This is a genomic window from Rhodococcus sp. AZ1, from assembly GCF_054979605.1.
Window position 1 is genome coordinate 21,253 of record NZ_JBUEQF010000005.1, and the last position, 20,792, is coordinate 42,044.

General features: G+C 64.4%; 11 protein-coding genes. 6 read left to right on the forward strand and 5 right to left on the reverse strand.

The window, feature by feature from the left end; all coding sequences use genetic code 11:
• Window positions 1-11: 11 nt before the first annotated feature.
• A complete protein-coding gene (gene qcrB / locus ACY48E_RS07730; protein WP_462871568.1) occupies window positions 12-1,682 on the forward strand; it encodes a cytochrome bc1 complex cytochrome b subunit in 1,671 nt (556 codons plus the stop codon).
• A gap of 671 nt (window positions 1,683-2,353) precedes the next feature.
• Here qcrB and ACY48E_RS07735 read toward each other — a convergent pair.
• Complete coding sequence (locus tag ACY48E_RS07735) at window positions 2,354-5,101, reverse strand: DEAD/DEAH box helicase (RefSeq protein ID WP_462871569.1); 2,748 nt, start codon at window positions 5,099-5,101, stop codon at window positions 2,354-2,356.
• On the opposite strand from ACY48E_RS07735, the gene ACY48E_RS07740 reads away from it, so the two are divergent.
• The 3 genes from ACY48E_RS07740 to drmB are packed head-to-tail and all read left to right on the forward strand — an operon-like array spanning window position 5,041 to window position 15,247.
• Window positions 5,041-10,347 carry a GmrSD restriction endonuclease domain-containing protein gene (locus tag ACY48E_RS07740; protein WP_462871570.1) on the forward strand — a complete coding sequence of 1,769 codons (5,307 nt, stop codon included), beginning with the start codon at window positions 5,041-5,043 and terminating at the stop codon, window positions 10,345-10,347. The two genes, ACY48E_RS07735 and ACY48E_RS07740, sit on opposite strands and share 61 nt — an antisense overlap.
• The gene (locus ACY48E_RS07745; RefSeq protein WP_462871571.1) at window positions 10,344-13,547 is read left to right on the forward strand and encodes a helicase-related protein; all 3,204 of its coding nucleotides are present in this window, start codon (window positions 10,344-10,346) and stop codon (window positions 13,545-13,547) included. Before ACY48E_RS07740 ends, ACY48E_RS07745 begins: the two co-directional genes overlap by 4 nt.
• Window positions 13,544-15,247, forward strand: a complete 1,704-nt coding sequence (gene drmB, locus ACY48E_RS07750; protein WP_462871572.1) for a DrmB family protein — start codon at window positions 13,544-13,546, stop codon at window positions 15,245-15,247. Before ACY48E_RS07745 ends, drmB begins: the two co-directional genes overlap by 4 nt.
• Window positions 15,248-15,268: 21 nt before the next feature.
• Here drmB and ACY48E_RS07755 read toward each other — a convergent pair whose 3' ends face one another.
• A complete protein-coding gene (locus tag ACY48E_RS07755) occupies window positions 15,269-15,673 on the reverse strand; it encodes a hypothetical protein (protein WP_462871573.1) in 405 nt (134 codons plus the stop codon).
• On the reverse strand, window positions 15,670-16,572 hold the full coding sequence (locus tag ACY48E_RS07760) for a ParA family protein (protein ID WP_462871574.1): 903 nt from the start codon (window positions 16,570-16,572) through the stop codon (window positions 15,670-15,672). The genes ACY48E_RS07755 and ACY48E_RS07760 overlap by 4 nt, the downstream gene beginning before the upstream one ends.
• A 116-nt stretch (window positions 16,573-16,688) precedes the next feature.
• Between ACY48E_RS07760 and ACY48E_RS07765 the strand changes: the two genes are divergently transcribed.
• Both ACY48E_RS07765 and rsgA read left to right on the forward strand, forming a co-directional pair.
• Entirely contained in the window at window positions 16,689-17,816 is a 1,128-nt protein-coding gene (locus ACY48E_RS07765) for a DNA cytosine methyltransferase (RefSeq protein WP_462871575.1), read from the forward strand.
• Between the two features lie 215 nt (window positions 17,817-18,031).
• A complete protein-coding gene (rsgA, locus tag ACY48E_RS07770) occupies window positions 18,032-19,057 on the forward strand; it encodes a ribosome small subunit-dependent GTPase A (RefSeq protein WP_462871576.1) in 1,026 nt (341 codons plus the stop codon).
• A gap of 19 nt (window positions 19,058-19,076) precedes the next feature.
• Here the strand turns inward: rsgA and ACY48E_RS07775 are convergent, their stop codons facing one another.
• Together ACY48E_RS07775 and ctaC are read right to left on the reverse strand one after the other, a co-directional pair.
• A complete protein-coding gene (locus ACY48E_RS07775; RefSeq protein ID WP_462871577.1) occupies window positions 19,077-19,493 on the reverse strand; it encodes a cytochrome c oxidase subunit 4 in 417 nt (138 codons plus the stop codon).
• A 50-nt stretch (window positions 19,494-19,543) separates the two neighbouring features.
• Entirely contained in the window at window positions 19,544-20,593 is a 1,050-nt protein-coding gene (gene ctaC, locus ACY48E_RS07780; protein ID WP_462871807.1) for an aa3-type cytochrome oxidase subunit II, read from the reverse strand.
• Window positions 20,594-20,792 lie beyond the last annotated feature (199 nt).

Sequence of the window (20,792 nt, forward strand, 5' to 3'; positions counted from 1 at the left end):
GAGGGAACAATATGAGTTCAGCAATCGCTACGCTCGCATCGAAGCAGGCAGAGGGCGTCGACTCGCGCTACCACCTGTCTTCGGGCCTACGTCGCAACATCAACAAGGTGTTCCCGACCCACTGGTCGTTCCTACTGGGTGAAGTGGCGCTGTACAGCTTCGTCATCCTGTTGATCTCCGGTGTGTACCTGACGTTGTTCTTCGACCCCTCGATGTCCGAGGTCGTCTACAACGGCGCCTACGCTCCGCTGCGCAACGTCGAGATGACACGCGCCTACGAGACCGCACTGAACCTGTCCTTCGAGGTTCGCGGCGGACTCTTCGTGCGCCAGATCCACCACTGGGCGGCCCTGCTGTTCGCCGCGGCGATCATCGTCCACATGTTCCGCGTGTTCTTCACCGGCGCCTTCCGCCGTCCGCGTGAGGCCAACTGGGTGCTGGGCTCGCTCATCCTGATCCTGGCGATGTTCGAGGGCTTCTTCGGTTACTCCCTCCCGGACGACCTGCTCTCCGGTACGGGCCTGCGCGCCGCGTTCTCCGGCATCACCATCTCCGTCCCGGTGATCGGGACCTGGCTGCACTGGATGATCTTCGACGGGGACTTCCCCGGCACCATCATCCTGCCGCGTCTCTACGTCGCCCACGTACTGCTGATTCCCGCGATCCTGCTCGGCCTGATCGCCGCGCACCTGGCGCTGGTGTGGTATCAGAAGCACACTCAGTTCCCCGGCCCTGGCCGCACCGAGGAGAACGTCGTCGGCGTTCGCATCCTCCCGGTGTTCGCCGCGAAGGCCGGCGCGTTCTTCGCCGTCACCTTCGGCATCCTCGCCATCATGGGTGGCGTACTCCAGATCAACCCCGTCTGGAACCTCGGGCCGTACAACCCGTCGCAGGTCGCTGCCGGATCCCAGCCGGACTTCTACATGATGTGGACCGACGGCATGGCTCGTCTGTGGCCCGCGTGGGAGCTCTACATCGGCAACTACATGGTGCCCGCGGTGTTCGCCGTGGCGGTCATCATGGGCCTGACGTTCGCGGTGATGACCCTCTACCCGTGGATCGAGAAGCGGTTCACCAAGGACGACGCGCATCACAACCTGCTGCAGCGTCCCCGCGACGTGCCGGTGCGTACCGCCCTGGGTGCGATGGCGATCGCGTTCTACGTGGTGCTCACGCTCTCATGCGTCAACGACATCATCGCGTACAAGTTCTACATCTCCCTCAACGCGATGACGTGGGCCGGACGCATCGGTCTGCTGATCGTCCCGCCGATCGTGTACTTCGTGACCTACCGGTTCTGCATCGGCCTGCAGCGCAGCGACCGTCAGGTGCTCGAGCACGGCATCGAGACCGGCGTCATCAAGCGCCTGCCGTCCGGGGCGTTCGTCGAGATCCACCAGCCCCTCGGCCCTGTGGACGAGCACGGACACCCCATCCCCCTCGAGTACCAGGGTGCAGCCGTCCCGAAGAAGATGAACAAGCTGGGCCTGGCCGGCAAGCCCGGCTCGGGAAGCCTCTTCACGCCCGATCCGCTCGAGGAGAGCCAGCTTCATGAGCGTCTGGCCCATCAGGGCGAGCACGATCAGCTGACGATGCTGAAGAACTATCAGCTGCAGCTGGCGAATGGCTCGAACGGGTCCAACGGCAACGGGGTCAGCACGAACGGCAACGGTCACCACTGACCTCAGCCGGAGTGAGAAAGGGCGCCATCCTTCGCGGGTGGCGCCCTTTCTCGTCCACTCCCCTCCCCCGGTGAACGGTCCGACCCGCGTCGGTGACGCGAGTGATCCGACGGTCGCCGACAAGGAGGGCGCAACCCGAAAGTCTCGACAGGGCATGAAGGACGTCTCGAAGCAGCCGTCCCTGCCTTCCAGTAGGCCCTTTGGCTCAGGATCACGCGGTTCGGACGCAGAACCACCCGCTGTGTCTGCGTCTCGCCGAACCTACCCCAACCCCTCTGCGTCCCCGCTCCTCGCGACCAATGCCGCTCTCGTTGTCCCAGATCAGCCAACGCGGGACCAGACCCAGCACCTGCGGCATCAACCCAAGCCTGAGCGCTACATCAGCAGAGGTCCGGGTCGGTGTCGATTATCTCTAACGTGAATCGGTAGTGCGCACGCAATGATCACCGGGATCGGCAGCAGACCCCTGCAAGAGGTAGTTGCGACTCCGTCCAACCGGCCCGCTCAGCGATCACCGTCGGCGACTGAGCAACACCGCCCGCGTCCACCCACGGATCTAAGCCCAATCTCCACAGAGAACAACTACCTACCCAGTCCACTTATGGGCCTCGTTTGCCGAGCGACATACCGTCCGCCGTTGGCGTGCAGCAGTGGCAACGCTCTTGGTACCGCTATACAGGTCTGAGGCGCTTCCACAGTGTCGGATCTTTTGACGATTTACCTGCACCGGCGATTGCCGACGTGATCACGCCCGAGGCGTCCGCGAGTGATGGAAACGTTCTGCCCACAAGCGTCGGCATGCGAGCTGAGTTCGTAACCTGAATGCGCTTGGTCCTGCGGTTGTATCTTCCCACAATTCTGTGACCCTGGAAGATCAACATCATCTGCACCGAGTCGGGCTCGGCCGTGCCGGATTGATGCGCGGACTGCCCCGACGTACTCGCGGCGCCTATTCGCGTCCGCGCTGGGATCCGCCCCGCTGATGACGCCGGAGCTGAACCGGGCGGCGGGGCGAATCCCAGCAGCCCCCAGCGATTCAACTCCGGTGCAACGAAGACCCTGTCCACGGCAATTCCGCCATCCACGACTGCGAATCCGTCTCTACTGTGCCCACTTCTGACTCGCTGCACGGTCTTCGCGATGCTCGCTGCGGCAAATATGAAGGAGTGGGGTGGCACTAGCGATCCGTCGATGAAGACCACGGCTGCCGGATCGGCTGCATCCTGCGAGAGCACCAGGCTGTCGGGCAGGAACCAGGATCCACCGTGATCAGGAAGTACCTGTGCAGTGATGTGTCGTCCATCGGGATGGCGCACATCGACCGTGGCTCCGAAGTCCGTTGAGCGCGCGGATGGAGTGCTGCCGAGTTTGCTCATCAGCGAGATGAACTGCTTTATTTGTCGGTCTGGCGGCGACTCTGTGGGCTCATCGGCGCGAACGGGATGCGGCGGAAGGGCGCTTCGCGGTGGTTCAATTTCCGCGCCCGAAGTCGTCAAGGACGCGTGCAGGGCGGCCTGTCGATCCACCGATATCGATCTCCCTGAGGTTGTTGCGGTGTTCAGCCGACCACTCGTCATGAAGTCCGCGTGCGCAACCGCCAGTAGGGCCGAGATCTGGGTGTCGCGTGAGGTGAATCGTTCGCCCCCCGCACAAACGAGTTCCGAGCCAAGGGGTAGCCACGTAAGCCTCGGATGGAGATCGCCTCGCATGAGTGCCTCCTGGACCTCGGGGTCCGGCAGGAGTTCGACCAGCTCCGCCCATGTGGCGATACCCTCGAATTCGTCCAGGATGTCGAGGATTGCCCGTTCCACCCAGTCGGTGTCTTCGTCGCCGTTGGCAGCCGAATCATTCCCGACCACTTCGAGTTCAACATCGGAGATCGACTCGGCTTCAAGTGTGGCCACGCTGTCGGAGAGCCAGCGCTTCAGTAGCCTTGATGCTGTCTCGGGATCGGTGTCGACCCTCTCGTCCGCTAGGTTGACGATCTCGCGGAGGAACGTTTCGTACGCACCCGAGGCTGGATCCTCCGATGTTCCCCGAACGTAGGCAATGACAAAGTTTGCATAGCGTCCATCTGCTTTGGGTCGGATGACGCGCCCCATGCGTTGGATCATCTGTCGGCGAGAGCGGCTCGCCGCCAGGATGATTCCCACCTCGGCCTCGGGGATGTCGATCCCCTCGTCGAGCATCTTAGCGGTGGACAGCACCGGAAAGCGCCCGTCCTTGAAGCCTCGAAGAATGCCTGGCCTCTCGTTCTGCGGGGTGTTCGACGTGAGTGATTGCGCGTGCACCCCTGCATCGACTAGGACTCGGGATGCGGCGTCGGCCGCATCGATCGTCTCGGAGAACATGATCGAGCGCGACGGGCCTGTCAACACCGGCGCAGTTTCGCGGAGCATGTGCAACTTGGCTTTGCTCCCAGCCATGATCGATCGCCGATAGTTGAAAGCCTTCATGTACGACTGAGCCGCAAAGCACGCCGGTCCCGCTGCAAGGTTTTTGGCCAGGGCGGTTACCTCGGCGAAGAACGTGCCGAATGGTTCGCCGGGAACTCCGAACTTTTCGACGAGTCTTGATCGGGCTTGACGGGCTGTCGCATCGGCAGTGTCGTATCGCACCTGCTCATCCGGTGTGAAGGAGACGCCAACCGTCAGCAGGCGGATAGGGGCCAGAATCTTCTCCGCGTACGCGCGTGCATACGAGCACCCGTCGATCGTCGGGCCGAAGTACGGCCGGAGTACGGTTTCCAATGCGTCGTCGGACCGCTCGAAAGTTGCTGTCAGGCCCAGCCTCTCGGTGAAGCCGGGGGAGAGTGCTTGCGCGAAGTGGGTGGCGCCGTACCGGTGGACCTCGTCTGCCACGATGAGTCCCCCACCCGCCATCGGGTAAGCCTCCCGATTCGATGCCGACTGAACGGTCGCGATGAGCACCTTGTGCGTTGCCAGGCTGTCGCGCGACCCTGCTCCCTGCCGTCCAACACGGACATGAGGTAGGCGCAGCTGGATGGCCGCCGCCCACTGATCCATCAGCGCATTGCTTGGGACCAGCACCACGCCCGGGAGACCGCGGCGAACGGCGTCCGCGATCGCCACCAGACCGACGGCCGTCTTCCCGGTTCCCGTGACGGCTTCGACGACCCCCCGACGTCCCGATGCCTCCCAGTCCTGCAGGGCGTCTCGTTGCCACGGTCGCATGACGAGGCCCGGAACCACGGAGGCCAGTGGGAAGTCGTCGTCGAGCAGGTGCCACGTCGGAGACGGCGATCCGTCGTGGTCGAAGAGTGACGGGTGGTCGTAGAGAGCGCGCGACACCAGATCTGCGTCGACGGATTCGTCGCGAAGGCAATCGACGATGTCGTGTGCGGTGTGCGGCCCGACCTCTCGAAGCAACTCGAGAACGCGACGAGCTGTGCTTTTCACTCTGGACCCTTCCGTGTCGGTCGGTTCGGTTAGCCTCGAAAGTGCTTCAAGTCATACCACCACCGGCCGACAGGGATTCTCACGTGCGCGCCTCGCCCCAAACCATGAGGGAGTTGTTCGGGATCGAACAGCGCCTCGTCGTGCCGATCTTCCAGCGGCCGTATGTGTGGGCGCAGGACCGGAACTGGGAACCGCTGTGGAACGACGTTATCGGGATGTACGACCGGTACTCCGTTGACGCAGACGTCAGTCCACACTTTCTGGGTGCCGTGGTTCTCGACCACATCAAGGTCGGCAGACACGAGTTGCCCGCCTTTCAGGTAGTCGACGGCCAGCAGCGGCTGACCACTCTGCAGGTTCTGATGTGCGCGGTCCGCGACATGGTGAGGACGCGAGGCCGTAACGCCAAGTTCGAGCGTGCACTCAACCAGCTCATCCTGAACCAGGAAGAACTGTCCGCCGACCACCGCTCGCGATACAAGGTGTGGCCGACACTCTCAGATCGTGAGGTGTTCACGTCGATCACGGATGTCCCTGGCGCCGGCGACGTCGACGACCTGCTCTCTCAAACGCCCGAGAATCCGCGCTTGTTGGACGCGTACAGGTTCTTCTACGAGCGGGCCTGCAGTTGGGTGGATGACACCGGACGTGGGCCTGTGCGATCCGATGACGAGATCGGCCGACTGGTTCATGTGCTCCGGAGCGGGTTGGTCCTCGTTGTGATCAGCCTGGAGGAGACCGACAACGCCCAGGTCATCTTCGAGAGCCTCAACGATCGCGGGACTCCTCTGCTCCCGAGCGACCTGATCAAGAACTTGCTGTTCCAGCTTCTAGAGAACGCGGGCCTCGACACCGAGGATGCGTACTCGAAGTATTGGCGCCGCCTCGAACTACCGTTCTGGAAATCGGAGGTACGTCAGGGGCGGTTGCTCAGGTCGCGGCTCGATGCGTTCTTCGGCCACTTCCTGACCATGCGCACGGGCACGGAGGTTGCGTCTGCGACTCTGTTCCCGCAGTTTCGCGAGGTTGCCACGGCCCGTGGAGTGGATCTCCTAGCGTTGCTGGCGGACATCGACCGTTTCGCGGGTGTCTACGAGGCGATCGTTGATCCCGCGCAGAACTCGGCGGACGGTCGCTTCTACCGTGTGATCGTTTCGCTGGACACATCGGTTCTCACGCCCGTTCTGATGCATCTCGCGGTGACCGCCGATCCTGAGGAGCGGGCTCGCGCGCATGGTGCACTGGAATCGTGGTTGGTGCGCCGATTGGTCTGCGGTCTCACCACCAAGAACTACAACCGGATGATGCTCGATCTCCTCCAGCAACTGAAGGGCGCCGACGCCAATGCTGACCGCGTTGTCGTCGAGTTCCTACGCGGGCACACAGCCGAGTCCGCATACTGGCCGCGCGACGAGGAGGTGCAGGACACGCTTCTCACCAAGCCCCTGTACCGGCTCGTGACTCGGGCTCGGATGGTGCTGATTCTGAGTGGCTGCGAGCGGTTGCTCAGCAGGGGGGCCACCTCACTTGATCGTCGTTTGGTGGTCGAGAAGCTGGTTCACGCTGATGGGCCCGACGAGGTTGCCGAGGACGAATCGGCCAACGTATTCGACACTATCGGGAACTTGACGTTGGTCAGCAGGAAGCTGGACGCCACGGCGGGCGCATGGCTACGCAGGCGCACCGCACTGGGCCGGGATCTTGGCCTGGCAATCAACGCGGACCTTGCCGACCGCTTCGGCTCGGATGAGATTCTCGAGCGAAGCCTGACGCTGGGTGACGCCTTCTGCCGTGCGTGGCCGCATCCGGGGAGTGTCACGCCGGTTGCACCGCCCACCGATACCGCTCTCGAACCGGAACCAACGTCGAGTGTTGAAGTACCGCCCGATCCTCCGCCGAGGATCTCAATCCCCGAACCGGTCGAGCCGCGTCCGATCCTAGAGGGACGCGAGATTGCTGCGGCTGTCGCTGATGTGTTTCGACCCTTTCCCGTCGGTACCGTCGTCCCGACGGCGGACCTGGCCGCCAGGCTGGCGGGCTCGGTGCGAATCGACGCCGGAACGCTCGAAACCCTCGCCCGCAAAGGGCTTTTCGCGGGGATCGATCTCCTCCCCGAGCCGCAGCCCCTTCTGGAGAAGGTCCTGCCTACCCCGGTGACCTCAACACCCGAGCCCCCCACACCACCCGAGCCGAGTAGGCCCGCCGAACCCCCGGAGCGTGTTGATTTTTTTAGCACGCGGCCGCATGACAGAGGCCCCGAGGCCCAACGTTCATCGGCCGCAGTACAACTTGACGAGAGTGAGCACCTCCCCGATCCACCGGTAACGGGTTTGCCGCCGAGTGTGACCGCATCAGAAGAAGCAGTGCCGTCGTCGACTTCTGACCCGGTGACGCGCTCTCGCGGTAACCGAGGGACCGAAGCGGAGATACAACTCGCTGTTCTGACCCCACTCACCGACTCGGTCGGTGCGCTCCCGCTGGGCATGGTCCCCGCAACCGATGGCATTCGGTTCACTCGGCAGGATCTTGATGCCAACGAGGTGCCGCCGGCGTTGCCGTGGCCTCTCGAACTACACATCGATGATGACGAGTTGAGCGACTGGAGAGCGCGTCCCCTCGCCGTAGACCTCGACGAGCTCCGTCGGAATGCTCCGCTGTATGCGGAGGGCTACCACATCGATGTCGAAGAGCGCTTCGTCGACTACCGGCATCGGTGGAACGAGTGGGCCACGCTGCAGGCGCGGACGTTCGACAGCGTCGAGTTGTTCGATGCGATGGTCGAACTGATTCGGGCGTCGCAGGATCTCGAGCGATCACGTGCGCTGGTGGTGGGAGCCTGGCGGCTGCTGGTGCCTGACGAGGGGATCGACGAGTACCTGGTCCAGCGAGTGGTGAGCCTCGAGGAGACTGCGCACGGTGCGGATACGACGGATGAGGCGGCGCGCGCCGGGATCGGCCTCTTGGTCGACCCCGAGCAACCGCTGAGCTACCAGTTCGCAGCACTCGGCGCTGGTGCCGGATCCTCTGATTTGGCCCTGATCCGACCGAATTCCGCTGAGCGGAATGATCTTCCGATCGGTGCAAGCGTGCGACGCCGTGTCACCACCGATCTCCGGCCTGCTGTCGAGGAGTACATCGCCTCGCGCTGGGGCACCGATGTCGAGTGGTCGTTGTCGATGAGCCCCGCTCTCCTCGCCGGGGCGGTGACCCGGGACGCGACCGGACGCGCAGGAGCAGGAGCCCGCGGACAGGCCGAGGAAGCCCGGGGCGACCAGCCACCGCAGCAGCTCGACGCCACAGGTGAGGGCCGCTTTCGCGACCGCAAACGGCAACGGGCGGAGACGTCCGATCCGTTGGTTCATTTCCGAGACCGCCGGCGGGCATCGGCGGCGGCGCATCTGGACTTCGTCCGACCGGAGATCGAGCCCGAGCTCTCCCTCGTTGCCGACATGGTCGACGACGGTCCCGCAGACTTGGACGAGCTGCAGCGGGCGGTGGCGGAGGCAGATCCCACCGAGCGGCTGGTCGTGGTTGCCGGCGCCGGGCAGGGAAAGACCGAGGTGGTGGCTGCCCGGCTCGAATACCTCGCACGTGAGCACGACGTGTCGCTGTCGACCGAGGTACTGGTTCTGAGCTTCTCCCGGGCGGCGGTGTCCGCTGTGCGCCAGAGGCTGGCGACGAAAATGGTTGTTCAGTCGGAGATCCGGACGTTCGACTCGTTCGCGAGCCGGGTCGTCATCGATGCGGAGGAGGATCCCACCGGCACGTTCGACGACCGTATCCGGCACGCGACTCGTTTGCTCTCGGACCTTAATGTCGAGTTGCCGTCTATCGAGGATGTTCGTCACGTGATTCTCGACGAGGTCCAAGACCTGGTCGGGGTACGCGCGGATCTCGTGATGGCGTTGATCCACCGCCTCGATCGCGACACCGGGTTCACAGCGCTGGGCGACCCCAACCAGGCGCTGTACAACTTTCAGCTCACTGCCGAGGAGCTGAGCAATCATGTCGACATCATCGATCAGCTGTGTGCACTGGACGATGTTCGCCGTACCGAACTGCGCCAGAACTTCCGCGCCAGGGGTGTCATGCCGAAGGAAGTTGTGAAACTCGGTCTGCAACTTCGGTCGACAACGAGAGACACGGAGGCCCGATCAGCGGTCGACGAGTTCAAGGGTCGGTTGGAGGCACTCAAGACCGCCGACATGCTGCGCGAGGTCCACCGCGCCGGCACCAGCACCGCAGTTCTGACGCGAACAAATGGTGAAGCGCTCAAGGTCTCGAACATCCTTACGAGGGAGGGGATCCGCCACACGCTGCGCAGACCCGCGCAGGAGCAGGGGGCCAGCCCGTGGATTGCCGAGCTAGCACGTCGTCTACCGCGTGTCACCAACAGGCGCGATGCCGTACTGGCCCGCCTCGCAGAGACATCGGTCGGTGATCCCGGCCATGCGTGGACACTTCTCAAAGAAGCGGAGGGTCGATTCCAGTGGCCCGACGATCTCGACGTGGACAGGATTCGCCGGGTCATCGCCGGCTACGGTCTTCCGACTGCGCTGCAAGCAGATACGGTCGAAGACATAGTTGTCTCCACTGTTCACCGGGCGAAGGGCTTGGAGTTCGATCGTGTGTACGTTCTGAACTCGGATTACGAGCCCAATGAAGACAATTTTGCGATCGCGCGCCGCGATTACGTCGCTCTCAGTCGGGCGCGAGACGAGATCCGACTCTTCGCGCCCACCAAGTTCGGCTACATGAAGAAGGACGACTACTCGGGCCGATGGCTCGAGAAGACAACAGGTAAGGGCCTCTACAAGGCTCGTACCGCCTCCATGGAGTTCCGGACCGAGGACATCGATACCGCCGAGCCGTTCGACCTATCCCCGGTTGCGTCCCAGGAACTCCTGGAGTCGGGACACCTCGTCGGACGCCCCGCCACCCTGATTCTCGACAAGGAGTGGACCTCGCAGGCGGCACCTGTCTATCTGGTCGGCGTCGACGACGGACCACCGATCGCACGCACGTCCGAAGCCTTCGGCAAAGCATTCAAGAGGGGCTTCACAATGGGCAAGCCGAATTGGCCCACCGTCTTGAACGGCCTGACGGTCACCACGGTGGAATCCGTGGCCGGGAAACCGGAGGCAACCGAGGAGGCCGGCCTCGGACAACTGGGCATCTGGCTCGCTCCACGCCTGTCCGGGCTCGTGAAGCCGGATTGGGACATACGCTGGGAAGGATGGAAATGACCGAGGCATCGCAGCTGGATCAGATGTACGCCTTCCGCTCCGAAATGGTGGACGAGCTGGTCGCAGACCTTTACGGGCCGGGTGACGGGAAGCACGAAGTCCTGACCGAGCCTCCACTGGACAGGTACGTCGTCGGTGTCCTGTGGCCGGTGGACGGCGCTGTGCAGGAGGAGGTCGAGCCGGACAGCGCCGAGTCCGATCCAGTGGACAGCGTCAGCGATACGCCGGTTGCACAATCGCTGATGCGGTATCCCTCGTCTCTGGGTCTGACCTTCACGGTTGATCCGCGGGTGTCGGAGACGATCGATCTGGTCGTGTCGGCAGCCCGCTACCTGCCCGGTGACGAAGAGGCATCGGAGAACGCGGATGCCGCGCAGTCGCGACGACGACGCCACGTACCGTCCTCCTGGACTCGACTTCCGGTCGATGTTGCGCCCATCGAACACTCCGTCTCGACAGTCGGCGCACACCGGCTCGAGGTTGTACCGGGCCTCGAATTGTACGTCCTCAACCGCGCACCTCGTGACGGGACTGTCACGGTGTCGGCCGTGCTGCGCAACACCCAGCGATCGGTGAAAGGGGAACTGCGCGACGACAGATCGTGGTTCCAGGTGGGTATCGCCGTGTCCACCGAAGTGCCGGCGATCGTCGACCGTGGCGCACCACACCGAAGGGCGTCAGAAGCCGACTTGCGAAGCGCTGACCTGATGTACCGCAATGTGCGTACCTTCGGAATCGGCCACGGGTGTGCGGTGACATGGACGGCGACGTCGAGTGCCGTGACCGATCGAATCGATACCACCCTTCTCCCCACGTGTGAGGTCTCGCGGGCGCGGCCCGGCAGCGTCGATGAGAACGTGAATCTGCGGATGTCGCACCTCGCCACGGCCGGCCGGGACGACGTGGTGGCTGATCTTCGTCGCCTCGTCGGTCGGTACCGGGAGTGGATCGACGAGCGTGACGGTGCGGTGCGGGGCGGTTCCACCGACGTCCCGAAGACGCTCGTTCCCACTGCGGCCGAACACTTCTTGGCGGCACGCGATGCCGCCGCGCGAATCGATGCCGGAATCAGCCTGCTCGAGAGCGACCCGACGGTGTTTCGAGCATTTCAGCTGGCCAACTCGGCGATGCAGAGCCAGCGAGCTCGCCAGGTGTGGGTGCGCAACGGTGCGAAGGGTGAGGTCGATCAGGGCCTCGAACAGGCGTGGTACCCGTTCCAGATCGCCTTCATTCTGCTTAATCTCCCCGGTCTCGTGGACCCGTCGCATCCGGACCGTGATGTCGCCGACCTGCTCTGGTTTCCGACCGGTGGTGGCAAGACCGAGGCCTATCTCGGGCTGGTGGCGTTCATCGTTCTTCTCCGCCGCCTACGGGACAGTTCTGCGATCGGCGTCGCAGTGATCATGCGATACACTCTGCGGCTGTTGACGATTCAGCAGTTCGAACGAGCGACGATGCTGATGTGCGCCCTTGAGCGGGTGCGTACAGCCCGAACGGACCTGGGGACCCGCCGCTTCTCGATCGGACTATGGGTTGGGCGCGGCGGCACACCCAACACCTTCGATGAGGCACGGAAGTCCCTGCGTGCGTTGCGGAACGGCACCGAGATCGTCGAGGCGAATCCGATGCAGCTGACCCAGTGCCCCTGGTGCGGGACGAACTTGAACGAGAAAAACTACACCGTGGTGACCCGACCAGAAGAGACGCTGAGGATCGCCTGTGGAACCTCGGCGTGCGATTTCGCCACGGGGCTGCCGGTGTACGTGGTCGATCAGGATGTGTACAACCACCGCCCGGAGCTGATCCTCGGGACGGTGGACAAGTTCGCGAACATGGCCTGGCGCTGGGACGTTCGCAAGCTCTTCGCTCGTGATGGCGTCGGCCAACCGCCGGATCTGATCATTCAGGACGAGCTCCATCTCATCTCGGGGCCGCTGGGCTCGATGGTCGGGCTGTACGAAACCGCCATCGACGCTGCATGTTCCATCCCCAGGACGGACGGCACACCACCTACGCGACCCAAGGTCGTGGCGTCCACGGCCACCATTCGTCGGTCGAGCGCCCAGATCACGAGTGTCTTCGATCGGCGGTCGCGCCAGTTCCCGCCACCGGGTATCGATCCTGATCAGTCCTTCTTCGCCGAACCCGCTCCAGCGGATGTGGCCGGAACTCGGTTGTACGTGGGGGTGATGAGCCCCGGTACCAGTCACGCGACGTTGATGGTGCGCACCTACGGCGCACTCTTGCAGGCGGCCAGGGATATCGATGCGACGACGGATGTCCGAGACCCGTACTGGACACTGCTGGGCTACTTCAACAGCCTTCGCGTGCTGGGCAGCGCCATGCTCCAGGTGGAGGGTGACGTCCGTGAGCGGCTCGGCGTGGTCGCCCGCCGACACGGGTCTACGCCACGTCGTTTGGAGTCCTCCAACGAACTCACCAGCCGGGTCTCGTCGGCCGAGATTCCTCGACGATTGAAGAGCCTGGAACGCACGGTTGATTCAGGGGCCGCCGATGATGTGGTGCTCGCGACCAACATGATCTCGGTGGGTGTCGACATCGACCGCCTGGGGCTGATGACCGTGATGGGCCAGCCGCAATCGAGTTCGGAATACATTCAGGCAACCAGCCGTGTCGGGCGGAAGTATCCCGGCCTCGTGGTGACAATTCTGAATTCAGCCCGCTCGCGAGATCGATCGCACTTCGAGAACTTCCTGCCCTTTCACCAGGCCATGTACCGGGCGGTGGAGGCAACGAGTGCAACACCTTTCGCTGCCCGGGCTCGAGACAGAGGGCTGCACGGGGTGTTCGTTGCGCTTGCCCGCAACCTGATCGACGGGCTGTCGGACGACAAGAGCGCGGGCGCGGCCCCGGACCATGAGGGGCAACTCCGCGCACTCGTCGACGTGATCGAGAAACGCGTGAGTGCTGTGGCGCCGGATGAAGCCGACGACACGATCAAACAGGTCGAGGAGATGCTCGACCTGTGGTTGGCCGAGGCCGAGGCGAACTCCTCGATGCGGTACCAGAACAGGGATTCACCGACCGGTGCGCTCCTGGTGGACCCGTCGGCGGCACTCACCGACGGAGACATCGAGTACACCCAGTCCGAGACGCCCTGGCCGACCCTGACGAGCCTGCGTGACGTGGACGCCGAAAGTGCCCTGTACGTGATCAAGATGAGGAGCAACGCACGATGAGTGTGGCGAAGGCGCGTCGCACGCAGCTGCTGAGCACGTATGGAGTGGGCAGCCTGTTTCCGTCGGAGACGACCAGCTACATGATCGCCGGCATCCAGGAGTGGCGCGTGCGCGAGGGTGACGCGATATCCGAACCGAGGCTTGCGCGCAGCCTCGGCGTGGCCGAGCTGAAGGCACCGCCCGCCGGCTCGAAGGGTAAGCGGGACATCCCGGTGATCCGATTCCCCGTCACCCAGGTGTGTCCCTCGTGTCGACGTATCGGCCCGATCGGCCGGTTGACCAACGACTCCAGCTCTTCCCTATGCAGTTGCGAGAAGCGCACCGAGCTCAGTCCCTTTCGTCTTGTGATCGCCTGCACACGTGGGCATATCGACGAGTTCCCGTACTACCGGTGGCTCCATGCCGGCCAGGACAGCGGATCCGACCACACCATGCACCTGCGAGCCCAGGGGCGCACGTCGTCCCTAGCGGATCTCACGCTCACCTGCACGTGCGGCGTGCAACCCCGCAGCCTCGACGGGTCCGCGGGCCCGAAGGCCCTGGCGGAGTTCGGCACGTGCACCGGTCGGCGACCGTGGCTCGGCCCGGACGCCACCCAGCCCTGCGATCTCACTCCACGAGCCGTGCAGCGTGGTGCGTCGAACGTGTGGCTTCCGGCCGTGCGATCGGCGATCTCGATCCCGCCGTACTCGCAGGCCTTGGCGAAGTACGTGACCAGACACTGGGCGGCGCTGCGCGATCCCGAGGCCGTCACCGATGCACTCCTGCGAAACCTGGCCGAGGATTCACGGCGATTCAGTGCGGCGCAGATCCAGACCGAGGTGGTGCGTCAGCGTGGAGATGCGGCCGATTCGACGGCACTCAGTGAATCCGCCCTGCGCAAGCAGGAATACGGCGCCCTCATCGAGGGACGGCAGCAGGAAGCGATCGACGACGACTTCGTGTGTCTCGAACGGGATGTTCCGGTCGATGTGGAGCACCTGATTTCCGATGTTCGCAAGGTGACGCGGCTGCGGGAGGTTCGGGCGCTCTACGGCTTCACCCGCCTGGCCGACGAGTCCAACGAGGAGAACCTGTGTGCGCTCTCTCCCGAGCGCACACGGTGGCTGCCGGCGGTGGAGGTGATCGGTGAGGGCATCTTCCTCGCGTTCCATCGTGATCAGCTCGCGGAGTGGGCCGGGTCGGCCTTTGCGAAGTCGCGGCTCGACGGGCTCGCCAGCTCGGCTACTATGCCGTCACCGTGGACGACGGCATCGCGGGCGACCGGTGTCATCGGCATGGCCGTGCACACGTTCGCCCACGTCATGATCGACCAATTGTCCTTGACGGCAGGCTATCCCGCTGCCTCACTGCGCGAGCGGTTGTACGTCGACGACGATATGGCCGGTGTTCTTCTCTACACGGCGAGTTCGGATTCCGCGGGCAGTCTCGGCGGTGTTGCCGCCCAGGCGGAACCGCACATTCTCGGGCCGGCGCTGACGGAGGGTCTGCAGCGGCTGTCGTGGTGCTCGGCAGATCCGGTGTGCATCGAGTCCCGCGGTGGCGGTGCCGATGCGGCGAACCTCGCCGCGTGCCACGCCTGCGTGCTGCTGCCCGAAACGTCGTGCGAATTGGGTAACCGCTACCTCGATCGCGCGCTGCTGTTCGGTACACCCGAGGGCGGCCACGACGGGGACGGGTTGTTCCCCGATATTCTGTGATCCTGTTCGAGCAGCGAGGCGTCAGCGGAAAGCGTTGTCACGGTTCCGAGTTGCCTCGGTGCGCTCGACAATGTGCTCGCGGACCTTGGATACCGTGCGCCACTTCATGGCGCGCTTGTCGGGGTCCATTCCGTACTGATGCAGGATGTCGCGGAGTTGGTTCAGGTCGAGAGCGTTCAGACGCGAGACGAGGACCGCCCGGCCCTCGTCTCGGTAGATCTGGAACGGATCGAGGGCGGCCGACGAGCGCGGCGCCCGCGTGGGCGGAGCCGGGCGGGCAGGTGTCCGCCCGGCCATTCCGCTGGCCGCGTGACGCGCCACGGTGAGGACGGTGATGGCCGCATCCTGGTCGTGGGCCGCCAAAGCGGCCAGGGCGTCATCGAATTGGGCTCGGGCCGCCTGGTAGGCGGAGGATGTCGCGGTCATGTGTAGATCTCGGCATTCGTCATCACGTGATGGGTCAGGTCGCGCAGGGTCTCGACAGCGTCGCCGCCTCCGTAGCGCTTGGCCAGGGTTCCCTGGTCTCGGAAGTCTGCCGCACCGGCGATGGCGATCGCATCGGGTACCCAGAAGGGGATTACATTGGGCGGCCGTTCCACCTCGGCCCGCGCTTGCGGGGGCAGGGCGTCGTAGTCGAGCACCGCGTCCTGTAGCCGCCGGATGGTGTCCCGGTGAAGGTTGGTGTTGCGGCGATACTTGGTGATCACCAGCCCCAGGGGCTTGAGCGTGTGCCCGGTTCGCTGGGAGAAGGCTCGGATTCGCTTCTGAATCTGTGGGATTCCGTAGGTGGACAGGATGTCAGGGATCGTCGGGATCACGTACGCGTCGGCGAGCATCAGGCCGTTCCTGGTCACGATGCCCATATTCGGAGGGCAATCGATGAGGATGAAATCGTAGTTGTCACGAATCTCATCGATCGCGTTCTTCAGCACTGTCAGCGGTTCCATCGAATCGGGTTCGTCGTACTGCCACGCGGCGACCTCCTCGGAGATCTCGATCATGTCGAGCGATGAGGCCAACAGGTCGATACCGGTGACGCGAGCCAGCGGGGACACGTCGCGCTGAATGGCGTCCGAGAGAACGAACGGGGGCGCGCTGGAGTCGAGCGCCTGCTCGAAGAGTGCCTTGAGGGTCCGGGCGGTGTCGTTGAGTTGATGCCAGCGCTCTCCGCCGATCATCATGGTGGTGAGGTTGGTCTGCGGGTCCAGGTCGATCAACAGCACCCGTTTGCCGAACTCGCCTGCCATGAACTCTGCCAGCGCGGCGGTGGTGGTGGATTTCCCGACGCCCCCCTTGAGGTTGATCGTCGCGATCGATCGGGCCATGGATCTCACTTTCGTTGGCGCTGTCGGATCGCGGCAATTTGCGTGATCCGAACCCTACAACCGCGCCGCGTGGCCGACTCGTTCGGCCCGACCGTTGGTCCGTACACTTCCCAAGCATGGCGGCTCCGATCTCCGGCAGTAGCGACCCCTCATTAGTGAGCATCGTCGATCTCTTCGCAGGTGCAGGCGGATTCGACGTGGCGGCGCGCTGGTTGGGCTGGCAGTCCCACGGGATCGAGTGGGACGAATTTGCGTGCGAGACGCGCAGCCGCGCGGGCTTGTCGACCGATCACGGCGATGTGCGCAGCTTCAACTCGGCAGAGTTCCCGCAGTCCGTACTCACCGGCGGCCCACCGTGCCAGACATTCACGGTGGCAGGTGCAGGCAGTGGTCGCAGGGCGATCGCGCACATCGTCCACCTGGCTCGCCGGATGGCCGACGGCGACGACATCAGCTTCTCACTGGAGACCCTGGGCGACGAACGATCAGGGCTGATCCTGCGGCCGCTGCAGTGGGTGCTCGAGCGCTCACACGCAGGGAGCCCGTTCGAGGCGATCATCCTCGAACAGGTTCAGGCCGCTCTACCCGTTTGGAAGGCGATGCGCCCCGTGCTCGAGCGGATCGGTTACCGAGTCCAGTGCGGTGTTCTGCGAGCCGAGGAGTTCGGGGTACCGCAAACCCGGCGTCGGGCCGTCCTCCTGGCCAACCTCAGAGTGAACCCGAGGATGCCGAGGCCGACGCACCAGGGCTACGCCAAGGGCGCTCAACGCTTGCCGCCACATTCCATCGGTCCCCGCCCATGGGTCTCGATGGCCGACGCCCTCGATCGCCCCTCCGAGTTCGAGGTGATCTCGAACTACGGCTCTGGCGGCAACCCAACCCTGCGTGGACGGCGACGGTCGAGTCAGCCGTCCGCAACCATCACCGGGAAAGTCTCACGGAACCGTGTCGTCGACGCTACCGGGCACCCGTTGGAGCGCCTCGACCGGTTCGAGGCGGGACGGCTCCAGACGTTTCCACACAACTACCCATGGTTCGAGCGGGATTGGGCGCAGCAGGTCGGCAATGCCGTCCCACCCCGCCTCGCGGTTCACCTGCTGGCCGGGGCGATGGGAATGTCGCCGAACGAGCAGGAACTCGACGCTGCGGAACGGCGTTCGTGGAGAGACGTCGACCCGGCACCGGTGTCGCTGAGCGATAGTGATTGGCTAAGTCCCGACACTATTGCTCTCCTCGATGTGTAGGGCCGGCCATTCGGCATTCGCCTGCATGTCGTCCTCCTCACGGCGGCGTTTGCTGAGACCGCCATTCTGGTCGCCATTGCCGCCGTGTTCTTCGACACGTTTGTGCAGACCACTGTTCCTAATGCGGCGCTCTATTGCGTCGGTGCCCTTGAACGGACGTTGGGCGCCGCTATGGGATTGGGTCGCAGCCGAATTCACGTCGACAGGAGTGCAGCATGACCGTCACGGCGGAACTGCTCGGGCGATTGGGGTTGCCGCACGGCGCCGACCTCGCGTGGGCAGAGTCGGACCGTGGCCTGCCGGGCAGGATCGCAGCGATGCACGGCCACCAGGTGGAGGTGATCGTCGCCAACGGTCGCGAGCTCGAGCATCGCGTGTTGGATTTGTCGAGAGCGTTGGCGACCACTCCGGTCACGGGCGACTGGGTGGTCGTCGACGACGAACGAATCCTCCGCCTCGGGGACAGGACGACCAATCTGTCTCGTCCGGACCCCAGCGGGAACGGTGTTCAGGTTCTCGCGGCGAACATCGACCACGTGATGCTCGTCCTCCCCCTCGAGCACGGGTTGAACCTCACATTGCTGGAGCGGTTGGCGGTGATGGCGTGGGACAGTGGCGCGACACCGGTGACGGTGCTGACCAAAGCGGACACCGTCGACGACCCGTCGCAGGCATCGACGGCGGCGACGCTCGCTGTGCCGGGGGTCGAGATCGTCGTCACCAGTTCGGTGTCCGGAGTCGGGCTCGACCGGCTGCGGGAGATGATGACGGCCGGGACGACGACGACCATGCTCGGGGCCAGTGGCGCGGGGAAGACCTCACTGCTCAACGCGCTCGACGGTCGCTCCGAGAAGGTAGGCGATGTCGATACGTCCGGGGAGGGGCGTCACGCGACCACATGGCGCCGGTTGTATCAGTTGGCCGGCGGCGGTGTGCTGCTCGATGTGCCCGGCATCCGGTCGTTGGACCTCATCGCCAGTGACGAGGGCGTGGACGAGACCTTCGTCGAGATTGCCCGCGCCGCCGAGGACTGCCGGTTCCGGGACTGCTCACACGTCAGCGAACCGGGGTGCGCGGTTCTCGAACGCGTCGCTGCCGGCGAGATCCCCCAGCGCAGGCTGGAGAACTGGCGCAGAATCCGCCGCGAGATGGCTCACCAGGCGCGCAAGGGCGACGCCGCCGCGATGGCCGAGCAGCGCGCACAGTGGAAGACCATGTCGAAGGCTCGACGGTCGCGCTGACGAGCCCCGACGGTGAGGCCTAGTGCTTCTCCGGGCCGAGGTGGTACTCGAACACCAGACCCGCAGCGGACGCGATGATGGTGGCAGCACCGATGGCGAGCATCCAGGGCTGAAAGAGCGCGAAGGCCAGTGCCATGAACGCGGCGCTGGCGGCCAGGAGGATGGGCCAGAAGCTGCCGGGGCTGAAGAAGCCCAGATCACCTGCGCCGTCGGCGATCTCGGCCTCCTCGAAGTCCTCCGGGCGGGTATCCAGGCGCCGAGCGACGAAGCGGAAGTACGTGCCGATGATCAGCGTCAGCCCCGCCGTGAGGACGATGGCCGTCAGGCCGGCCCACTCGATACCGGTGCGTGATACGCCGGTGAAGATGCCGTAGATGATCGCGATGAACACGAAGAATCCGGTCAGAACTTCGAAGAGCTTGGCTTCGATCTTCACTTCGGGTCTCTCCTCGCGCTGCAGTTTTCACGGGTGGCGGTGCTCATGGATCAGTTGCCCTCGGCGACCGTGGCGGTGCGCGCGGTCCGGTCGGTGTTGAAGGGCTTGGTGCTGGTGGAGACGGGCGACTGGCCGATGGACTCGAGCGCCTGGCCATTTGTCTGGCCCGCCTCGCGCGCCTTCATGTACTTCATGAAGTCCTCCGGCGAGACCGCGCGCACCTCGAAGTTCATCATCGAGTGGTAGGCGCCGCACATTTCCTGGCACCGCCCGACGAAGGCGCCGGTCTGGTCGATCTCGCTGATCTGGAACACGTTGTCGGAGTGGTTCTCCTTCGGGTTGGGCATCACGTCGCGCTTGAAGAGGAACTCCGGTACCGAGAACGAGTGGATGACGTCCGCCGAGGCGAGCTGGAACTCGATGCGCTTGCCCGTGGGCAGCACCAGCACGGGTACCTCGTTGCTGGTTCCCACGGTCTCGATCTTGTTGTAGTGCAGGTAGGACAGGTCGGCGTCGGAGCGACCGAACACCGGGCCCGGCTCCTCGCCCTCGGGCGTCCCACCCGAGGCCTTGGCCGCGGCCTGCTTCTCCTCGTCGGTGCCTTCGTACTTGGGGGTGCCGTCCTGCATGTCGATGGTGCGGTAGCCGAACTTCCAGTTCCACTGGTACGCCGTGACGTCGACGACGACGTTCGGGTTCGGCTGCTTCTCGTCGACGTAGTTCTGCACCACCACCGTGAAGTAGAACAGCACGGAGATGATCACGAACGGCACTGCCGTGTAGAACAGCTCGAGCGGGATGTTGTACGCGGTCTGCCGCGGGAAGTCCGGGGAGTCCTTCTTCTTCCGGTGGAAGACGACGGTCCAGAACGTCAGACCCCACACGATCACACCCATGACGAGCGCCGCGATGACCGACCACGTCCACAGCTCACGCATCCGGTCTGCCTGCGGGGTCACACCGGACGGCCAACCGAAGCGGAGCACGCTGTTGTCGATGCCGCAGCCCGAGAGCAGGAGCGTCGATGCGCCCAGCGTCGCCGCAAATGCGGTCCGCTTCACGAATCGACGGCCGAAACCATCCTGTTGCGCCACGTTCACGCCTTCCTGATCGCCACGTCCGAGCCCCTGCGTACCAAGCATAGGAAAAACCTGAGAGGGCCCGTGTACTACACAGCGTAGACCAAACTCGAGGGGGATCGGACCCGGGGTATCGGGGGTGCCGCGCGCCGTGTCAGCGGGCACCTCGATGCCGGTGGGACGGGGTCCGCTGCGGCATACTCGTCCGGAATCGTCGACG